Source organism: Mycobacterium sp. 050134 (assembly GCF_036409085.1).
Lineage (GTDB): Bacteria > Actinomycetota > Actinomycetes > Mycobacteriales > Mycobacteriaceae > Mycobacterium.
In genome coordinates, this window is record NZ_JAZGLV010000045.1 from 1 (window position 1) to 8,553 (window position 8,553).

8 protein-coding genes are annotated in these 8,553 nt (G+C 61.6%); 2 read left to right on the forward strand and 6 right to left on the reverse strand.

Features of this window, described 5'->3' with window-relative positions; all coding sequences use genetic code 11:
- Window positions 1-27: 27 nt before the first annotated feature.
- The gene (locus SKC42_RS27185; RefSeq protein WP_330967332.1) at window positions 28-1,419 is read right to left on the reverse strand and encodes a hypothetical protein; all 1,392 of its coding nucleotides are present in this window, start codon (window positions 1,417-1,419) and stop codon (window positions 28-30) included.
- Window positions 1,420-1,612: 193 nt separating this feature from the next.
- Here SKC42_RS27185 and SKC42_RS27190 point away from each other — a divergent pair, with 193 nt between their 5' ends.
- Window positions 1,613-2,506 carry a hypothetical protein gene (locus SKC42_RS27190; RefSeq protein WP_330967333.1) on the forward strand — a complete coding sequence of 298 codons (894 nt, stop codon included), beginning with the start codon at window positions 1,613-1,615 and terminating at the stop codon, window positions 2,504-2,506.
- Window positions 2,507-2,536: 30 nt separating this feature from the next.
- Here SKC42_RS27190 and SKC42_RS27195 read toward each other — a convergent pair whose 3' ends face one another.
- The 4 genes from SKC42_RS27195 to SKC42_RS27210 all read right to left on the reverse strand — a co-directional run bounded on the left by SKC42_RS27195 (window position 2,537) and on the right by SKC42_RS27210 (window position 5,496).
- Window positions 2,537-3,460: a restriction endonuclease gene (locus tag SKC42_RS27195; protein WP_330967334.1), complete on the reverse strand. Its 924-nt coding sequence runs from the start codon at window positions 3,458-3,460 to the stop codon at window positions 2,537-2,539.
- Window positions 3,457-4,008, reverse strand: coding sequence for a recombinase family protein (locus SKC42_RS27200; RefSeq protein ID WP_330967335.1), 552 nt, complete (start codon window positions 4,006-4,008; stop codon window positions 3,457-3,459). The genes SKC42_RS27195 and SKC42_RS27200 overlap by 4 nt, the downstream gene beginning before the upstream one ends.
- 251 nt (window positions 4,009-4,259) lie before the next feature.
- Window positions 4,260-4,538 (reverse strand): DUF3892 domain-containing protein, encoded by a 279-nt coding sequence (locus tag SKC42_RS27205; protein WP_330967336.1) that lies wholly within the window; start codon window positions 4,536-4,538, stop codon window positions 4,260-4,262.
- Window positions 4,539-4,875: 337 nt separating this feature from the next.
- Entirely contained in the window at window positions 4,876-5,496 is a 621-nt protein-coding gene (locus SKC42_RS27210) for a hypothetical protein (RefSeq protein WP_330967337.1), read from the reverse strand.
- Window positions 5,497-5,803: 307 nt separating this feature from the next.
- Here SKC42_RS27210 and mraY point away from each other — a divergent pair, with 307 nt between their 5' ends.
- A complete protein-coding gene (gene mraY / locus SKC42_RS27215; RefSeq protein WP_330967338.1) occupies window positions 5,804-6,886 on the forward strand; it encodes a phospho-N-acetylmuramoyl-pentapeptide-transferase in 1,083 nt (360 codons plus the stop codon).
- A 68-nt stretch (window positions 6,887-6,954) separates the two neighbouring features.
- On the opposite strand, the gene pip is transcribed toward mraY, so the two are convergent.
- Window positions 6,955-7,932, reverse strand: a complete 978-nt coding sequence (gene pip, locus SKC42_RS27220) for a prolyl aminopeptidase (protein WP_330967339.1) — start codon at window positions 7,930-7,932, stop codon at window positions 6,955-6,957.
- Between the last annotated feature and the right edge of the window lie 621 nt (window positions 7,933-8,553).

Consider the following 8,553-nt stretch of genomic DNA (forward strand, 5'->3'; position numbering starts at 1 on the left):
GGTGAACTCACCCCAGCCGAGTTCGCCCTACAGTGGACCACGACCCATCAACCCCAAGCCGCATAGCGACTGGACCACCAACCGGGTCCCTCTCACCAGCACCTTGTTGCGAAGGATGAAGTGGGAGAACTCCTCCAGGTAGCACAGTGTCTCGCTGAAGAGGGTCGTCGCCAGGGTGGCGATGTCCGCAGCGTACGTGCGCGGATGAAATGGATTGGACGACTGTGCGTTCCACACCCCAAGCCTGTCCAGTTGGTCTTGACTCAGCGGTGTGGCGGCGGGGTCGAACTCTGCCAGACCATTGAGGGTGATCGCCACCGTTGTGGACGAGCCGTAGCTGCGAGACAGCCTATGTTTTGTGTCGAGGGGAAGCGCGTGGATTCGGTTGCGCAACTGTCCAATGACCCAGGCGTACGAGCCCAGTGACTCCAGCTGTGCCGTATCGGTCGGCCTGAACTTTGTGATGACGGACTGCAATTCTTCGGTGGATGTGAGGGACCCGCGCTGGTTGTCGGGATCAAGGGTCCTGTCGAACAAGGTTCGGGTGACGCGGGCATATCTGTCCATCGCGGCGCAAAGGTACAGCAGCATTCGATCGAATGCTTCGCCAGCGGTCTCTGACATGTCGGATCGCTGCACGTCGTTCGATGCGGCGTTGCTCAGCGTTGCGAGTAGATGGTCCACAGCCCGAGCGGCGCGGCCGAGGCGCAGTGCAATTGCTGACATGGACTGAACGAGCTTGAGGTCGAAACCCGCTGTCGCCATCAGCCGGATCGAGGTGAGGTGCCGAACGGATGCGTCGATGCCCGCCTGGTATAGATCTGCGACTGAAGTCGCGTTGTAGGTACGGACATACTCGCCACCGCCAAGCAATGGCCCTTTGGTCACTGTCAGAACGGGATTGCCTGTCATGCGAAGGTAGTGCCCGAACAGCGGGACCAACTGGCTCGGCGTCACGCTCACGACCAGATCGTTGTCAGCGACATCGTCGCGCCCCGCCGTCGGCGCAGCGGTCGCGATGACATCAGCCCCGATTGCTGCGGACGCACATGCGAGAGCGGCAGCACGGTGACGGTCGGCCAGCGTGATCCCCGAGTCGTCCGAGTACGAAGCGCGCGCCGCTTCGTCAAGCGTCGCGTAAACACTAAAGAAGTGCCCACGGGTCGCCAGCCTTCTGTCGCCGTCCTCGTAGGCGGAAACCCCGACAGTCGAGGAATCCATGAACTTCGGTGCGTCTGCGACGGTCGTGAACTTGAACTGGTACCACCGGCGACATTCGAGAACCTGCATCCAACGTTGGGGCTCTGGTTCGTCGTTGGGGACGAAAAGGAGGGGTTCGACTTCCTCGTCACGAGCGAGGACTCGCATTAGCTCCGGCGTGGGCTCGGCGAGGGTCTGCACATCGACGGCAACACGCATCTTTCGTGTGTTCGGTCGGAGCGGGAAAAGTGATCCGGCTTCGCGTTGTGTGCTGTTCCGGTCGCCGGGTGGTCGCACGTATCGCATGAACCTGTGTCGGGGTGCGCCATCGGGCACATCGAGAGTCACTGCTCAGTGATAACAGCTGCCCCCGACATCAGCGTGCGACCACAAGCCATGGACGATCTAAAGCATGACAATCCCCGGTGACTTGCCGATAGAACCCCGTGGGGCCCTGTTGATCACTGCCGACACTCCGGGGCACGCGGCTAGTTTTGAGCGGATATGCATTTTGTCGACGGACGATTACACGCGATATAAAGGGGCCTATAAGCAAATATCCGGGCTGCTTTTTGGCTCCGTCTTTACCTATTTCGCTTCGTCAAAAAGCTTGCTGCGCTCGACAATAATGGCTGCCAACCAGGCAGCGGATGCTGGCATGATTCGCCCGAATTCGGCGCCCGGCACGTTCACCACGTGGCTTACCAGCCTGCGCGCTTCAGCGCTGTCGCTGTGTTCGTCGGTCGTCTATCACCAGGATCAAATGCTGCGGAGAATCGAGAAGGCTTACGGGCCAGAAAGCGCTGTATATAGCCACGTAGAAGATAACTTTCACGGAGTCTATGACGGATACGCAGGCTATCGCTTCCTGTGTCGACTGCGCAACGTGATGGTGCACGAATCAATGGAGGCTGTCACGGCGGCGGTCAATCAGATCTTGGTTGGTGGTCACATACAGTCCAGGTTTCGCGTGACGATTGATCGGTCCTTCATTGCCCAATCCGAGATGAAAAATCCGGTAAAAGCGGAGATTATGGGGCTCGGTGAGAATCCGGATCTGCTCGACTTGGCCGATGGAATAACTGAGCCGTTAGCGACGGTGAACACAACCATTGAGACTCTGCTGTTGGATAGCATGTCTTCGGCGTATCAGGCAGTGGCGGAATTCGACGACCTGTTCGGAGGTAGGCCCGGCCTGCGTGCGATTGCCAATTCACCTGATGATGGACCCGGACCCCATGTCCCGTCCTACATGCCGTGGTCTCAGCAGGTGATCGACCTGGCACGCGAGCGCCTCCAGCCGTAATGCGGGGTGTATGAGGGAGTGTGCGGTAGGTTATTCCAGGAGGTTGATGAGGTAGCGGCCGTGCTTCTCTGCGGCGTCGATCTTTCGCAGGAGGGCGTCTTCGAGGCCGATGGTTCCCTCGAAGATGATGGCGAGGTCCTGGCCTGTCATGTAGATGACGTTGCGTTTTCCGCTGACGTTGGCGAAGTACTGCAGCACTTCCTCGTCGAAGCCGGCCATGGAGATGAACAGGCCGCGGGTGCTTTCCAGCTTGCCGTCGACCTTGAGTTTGAATCCGGCGAGATCTTCTTTGTCGGGTGGCTGATTGCGCCAGCGCGCTTCGACGAGGTAGGTGAAGCCGCGGAAGTGGAAGGAGCCGTCGACCTGCTCGTGGGGTTGTCGAGTCGACCCGGTGTACTCCAGCTCGTTGGCTTGGAAGAGGTCTGCGAGTAGCTTTTCGAGCTGGTAGCCGCGTGCCTGGCGTTCAGCGGTCGTGGTGGGCTTGCTTCGGGCCAAGGTGGAGAACTCGGCGCGTAGCCGGTCGAGGTTTTGTTGCTGGTCGGTGATGTGCTGTTGGCGCTTGGCGGCTCGCGTGGCCCGGTCGTTTCTTGCGGCCTGTTCGGTGTCGATGATGACGCCTTCGTGGGCGGCGGTTCGGCGCAGCGCGTCGAGGGCGTTGCGGCCGGCGGCGAGGTCTTCGACGCCGTTGGCGGGTCTTCGCATTCCGCACAGTTCGACGACGATTCGGCGCTGGACCGCCCACCCATTGGGCCCAAGTTCTTGCAGCTCGTCAAGGATGCTGCGAGCAATCTTGACCTTCGTGTTTTCCAGGTGGTCATACCGGTTGTAGACCGCCGCGGGGACACCGGCGCCGAGCATGAGCGATTTCAAGTCGCCCCGGTAGTGCAGGGCGCTTCGGCACGCGGCGAGCACTTCGTTACGGATCGCCGTCGACAGCGGCCGTGGTGATGTCATCGAGTTAGTTCCAGGCATCGGTAGACGCTGGATCGGGAAATACCCAAGGTACGGGCGATCTGGGCTCGGGGAGTTCCCGCTTGGTCGAGAGCGTTGGCGGCGACGATGGTGTCACTGCTGAGACCGGGGCGGCCGGGGTGGCGGCCTGCAGCGCGGGCGGTGGCCACCCCATCAGCGGTGCGTTCAGCGGCGATGGCCCGTTCGAACTCTGCGACAGCGCCGAAGACGTGGAAGATCAGCCGGCCGCCCGCAGTGGTGGTGTCCACTGATTCAGTGAGCGAGCGCAGTTCGATGCTGCGGTCTTGCAGGTCACTTGCAACGGCTAGCAGGTGGGTTAGGGAGCGGCCGAGGCGGTCGAGCCGCCACACCATGAGGACATCGCCGGGACGGGCGTAATGTAGCAGGCTGGCCAGCTCGGGCCGATCGTCCCTCCTTCCCGACATCTGGTCTGTCCAAATACGTTCTGCGCCAGCCTCTCGGAGGACCGCTAGCTGCATCTCTGGTGACTGGTGCAGTGTGGAGACGCGGGCGTATCCGAGCAGTGCCATCGATCGCGCCTTTCCTGAGTGTGTCTTTAACCCTGTCCACGTTAGAGCCGTATTGGGACAGAGTTATGGGACTCCGCGGATCGGTGTCGCGCCGGTCGCGTTACGTCCGCGCGGCGTGTCGATTTTTCGTTCATTATTGAGAATCGAATCCCGGCGGGTTCGGGCGAGGACGTCGGCTGCGGCGATGTGCCCAAGACCGAATCACGGTGAGGGACAGTTGTATTGGATGTCCCTCACCGTGACTTACTCGGTTAACGCCGCGGCAACGCCAACAGGTTGTCGGTCCAGACACCGTCGGCTCGTGTCCTCAGATACTTCGGGCCTGACGCCGGGGTAACGACTCGAACGTCAACGCGGTGTCCGCCCGTGTCGACGTAGGCTTTGCCGTTTTCTATCTCAATCCAGTGGACGATCTCGGCGCGGGCGTTCTCCCCATTTTTGCCGTTGCCGGGATTAGTCCACCAGAGCCTCGTGATGTGTTGATGCGTCTGCCCGCCAGTAAGTCGGACAGCGGTAATGCGAATAGACATAGCTACTACCTCGCTCTGTTGGTGCCGTAGAGGCACGGATTAGGAGCGCGAGGCCTACACTCAGATCTGCATGATGGGTCGGGTAGGCCCTCGCAGGTTGGGCGGGCACTCGAATGCTCGCCCAACTTTCTTTCATCATCGGTTGATGGGTTGCTGAATCGGCCGCCTCCGTTCCAGCGCTGTCTGCGGCCGAATCGCAATTGAGCGCTACGTTCTTTAACCCCACGCTGCCGGCGTCACTTGCGAGCAGCGTTCGGCTGGCTGTCTTATCGATACGGCTCAATGATGCGACTGAGATGATTCGCGCAGATTGACTACTAACAGCTCGGCGCGTTGCCTACGGTCCAGAGCACAGCGGCCGCGTGTGCTGCAGGCCAAGAGCAGCGAACATGCATAGAATGAGCAGTGGATTAATACGCGCGAATAAACTCGCTCGTGAAGGGTGGGCTAGGTGTCCGGCGACGTAGTTGGCATAGCTCGGCGTCGAGATGACGCCGAGCTCCTCATCCTCGAGGCCACCTGTGCCAACCCGCGCTGCGACGAACAGTTCCAAAGAGAGCTTGGGCCGGGTCGACGGAAAGACTTCCACAGCGAGGACTGCCGTCGCAGTGCAGAACAAGACCGTCGCAAACTCGCTAGTCGCCTCGAGCACTACGAGCGGCAAGCCGACCACATGCGAGCTCGCCTCGCTGGGTATGTCCGCACCGCGGGCGACGATGGGCAGACTGCAACCGACGCTCGGCCGACCGCCGAGGATTTCCAACGTGCGCGCGAAGCAATCGCCGAAGTTCGAGGCATGGTGCGCTTCCTGCACGGACATCAGGACGAGTTTGCCCAGGACCTGCTCAAACTGTTTCAGGCGGTTGAGCCAATAGTGCCTCGGGTCACATAAGTCGAAGTCTCCGCGGCCGAGCGTACTTGCTTGCCGGTCGGCGAGCGGGAATCGGATCGCCGTCACAGCACTACGGTCTCATTGCCCTCCGACATCGAGATCTGAGACACGCGGCGCGAGACAAGAAATGAGACACCGCGACCTGGGGTTCCGCGATGGGGAGCACGCCTACCGGGCCTGTCTCATTTCTTTACATGCGAGACGCACGGACGATTTGTAGGAACTAAACAACTCGGCTCCAGGGTGCGCCGCCGCGCCGGGGGCGCTGTGGGTGGCTTCGGAAGATGCTGCGCGATACTGGTGCGGTGGGGGCTTGGATTTCGATGTCGTGCTGTGATCGACAGATCTGCGGGCGAAAGACCTGCATAGCCCGATGAAATCGATACTTGTCGCCGCCGGTATAGCCGTGGTGGTCGCCGCTCTGTTGACCCCGGTGTTGTTCCGGACATTCTCCCGGCTCGGGTTGGGACAACCCATCCGCGCCGAGGCCCCGAAAAGCCACCAACGCAAGCAGGGAACGCCCACGATGGGCGGGCTGGCGATCGTCGCCGCGATATGGGTCAGCTACCTGACCAGCACCCTTTTCGACGAACTCGCGCTCGGTGGTGAGGGCCCGACGGCATCAGGGCTACTCGTTCTCGGACTAGCAACCGCACTAGGTGTTGTCGGTTTCACCGACGATTACCTCAAAGTGCGGCGGGGCCGGAACCTCGGCTTGAACAAGCGAGCCAAGAGTGCCGGCCAGCTCGTCGCGGCCATCCTCTTCGGCGTTCTCGCACTGCAGTTCCGCAGCGCGGACGGGTTAACCCCTGGCAGCCCTGCGCTGTCCTACGTCCGCGACATCGCAGCATTCGCACTGCCGCCGGTGGTTTTCGTGCTGTTCTGCATCATGGTGGTTTCTGCCTGGTCGAACGCGGTGAACCTCACTGACGGACTCGACGGGCTGGCCGCGGGTGCCATGGCCATGGTGGCCGCCGCCTACGTCATCATCACCTTCTGGCAGTTCCGAAACCAATGCGCTGAGGCCGCCACACCCGGGTGCTACCACGTCCGAGACCCACTCGACCTGGCACTCGTCGCCGCCGCGACCGCCGGAGCCTGCATCGGCTTTTTATGGTGGAACGCAGCACCCGCCAAGATCATCATGGGTGACACCGGTTCTCTGGCCCTGGGCGGCATCATCGCCGGACTGTCGGTGACCAGCCGCACCGAAATTCTGGCCATCATCCTGGGCGCGCTGTTCGTCGCCGAAGTCGGCTCGGTCGTGATCCAGGTCATCTCATTCCGTACTACTGGCCGACGCGTGTTCCGGAACTCCCCGCTCCACCACCACTTCGAACTCATGGACTGGCCGGAAACCGCGCTAACCATTCGGTTCTGGCTGATCGCTGCCATCTCCTGCGGACTCGGAATCGCACTCTTCTACAGCGAATGGCTGACAGCCGCCGGGATCTAAGCCCGCCACGTCAGCGTCGGTCGGCGCACCGGCACTATGCGAGACAGGACATGAGACGTCCACTATCTCTAGAAATGAGATCGGGCTGGGTCGAAGCTTGCGATGGCGTCGAGGATGGCTGCTTCCATGCGGGGGCTGCCGGTGTGACCGGAGTCCTCGATGATTCTCAGGTCAGCGTCCGGCCAGGCTTGGGCCAGCTCCCATGCTGTAAGCAGCGGACCGGACAGGTCGAGACGTCCGTGTATCAGGATTCCGGGAATGCCCCTGAGCCGGTGGGCATCTCGCAGCAATTGCTCATCTTCCAGCCACGCCCCGTGGGCAAAATAATGCGTACATATTCGCACAAAAGCCAGCTTCGCTAGGTCGGGTTTGGCACCGTACTGACCGGGGCTGCCGAGGGCCTCGTGGGCGATTGCCGCGTCTTCCCACACACACCACTCGTGCGCAGCTCGCTGTCTTACTGCGAGGTCGGGGTCTTCCATCAGCCGCCGGTAGGCCTCGACCAAGTTGCCTCCGCGGTCGGTGACGGGTACCCCGGCACGAAAGCGTTCCCATTCGATGGGCAACAACAGACGCAGGCCGTGGTAGAGCCAATCGATCTCGCGCCGCCTGGTCATGGTGACACCTAGCAGGATGATGCCGATCACCCTGCTGGGGTGGCGCTGGGCGTAGGCGAGGATCAGCGTCGATGCCCACGACCCGCCATAGAGCAGCCACCGGTCGATGCCCAGGTGCTCGCGCAGCGCTTCCATGTCGGCGAGCAGGTGTTCGGTGGTGTTGTTCGCCATGTCGGTAGCCGGATCGGCTGCATGGGGCGCGCTGTCACCGCAGCCGCGCTGGTCGAACAACACAACCTGGAATGCCTCGGGGTCAAACCCTTTGTGGGCGCCGCGCGGCCGGCCTGCTCCTGGGCCGCCGTGGACGACCAACGCTGGCCGGCCTTTCGGGTTGCCCCTGGCCTCCCAGTAAATGCGGTTGCCGTCACCAACATCGAGTCGCCCGTGGTCGAATACCTGCGGCTCGGCGAACGATCGGCGGCCAGACACAACTGCTCATGCTAACCGAGACTGGGGCGGACAAGGGCGACGTCAATTAGAGGCAGGAAGTGATGAGTTCTAAATCTCTAGGAACGAGAAAGCGATTCACCCTACTTCGTTTCGTTCGGATGACTGGTGTGCATCTGCTCCAAGTAGACCGTGCGGTCCTCGACGAAGAACTAGGTGCGGGCCGTGCCCTTAAGCGTCGGCCTGTGTTGCCAGCGCTCGTAAATTTGGGACTGCGGGAGATGGTGCCGAGTTCGCCTTGCAACGGGTAGTTGGTCGGAGTCTCGGCCAGAGGGCTTCGCGCCAGAAAGTCCCAAGCCTCCCCGAGGGGGTTCCTCGAGTAAGGAAACCGGCCCGGCCGCGCGGCACGCTCCGCTGCTCTACAGGGGTGTAGGCATACTCGACCGCGCTGGGGTGCCGATGGTGCGAGCTTGAGCGCCGGGGCCGTCGACTGCCGGTCGACAAAGGTCCGCGCACTGCACGACCCACCAATCCGCTACCGCAGAGGAATTCGGGCAAAATTCACAGTCGGATGCCTCGACGCACACCCATAGGATTGCGCCAGCACGGCGTGAACCGTGTGCGAGCCGAAACGCAAAGGACATGATGCACAGCGACATTCAT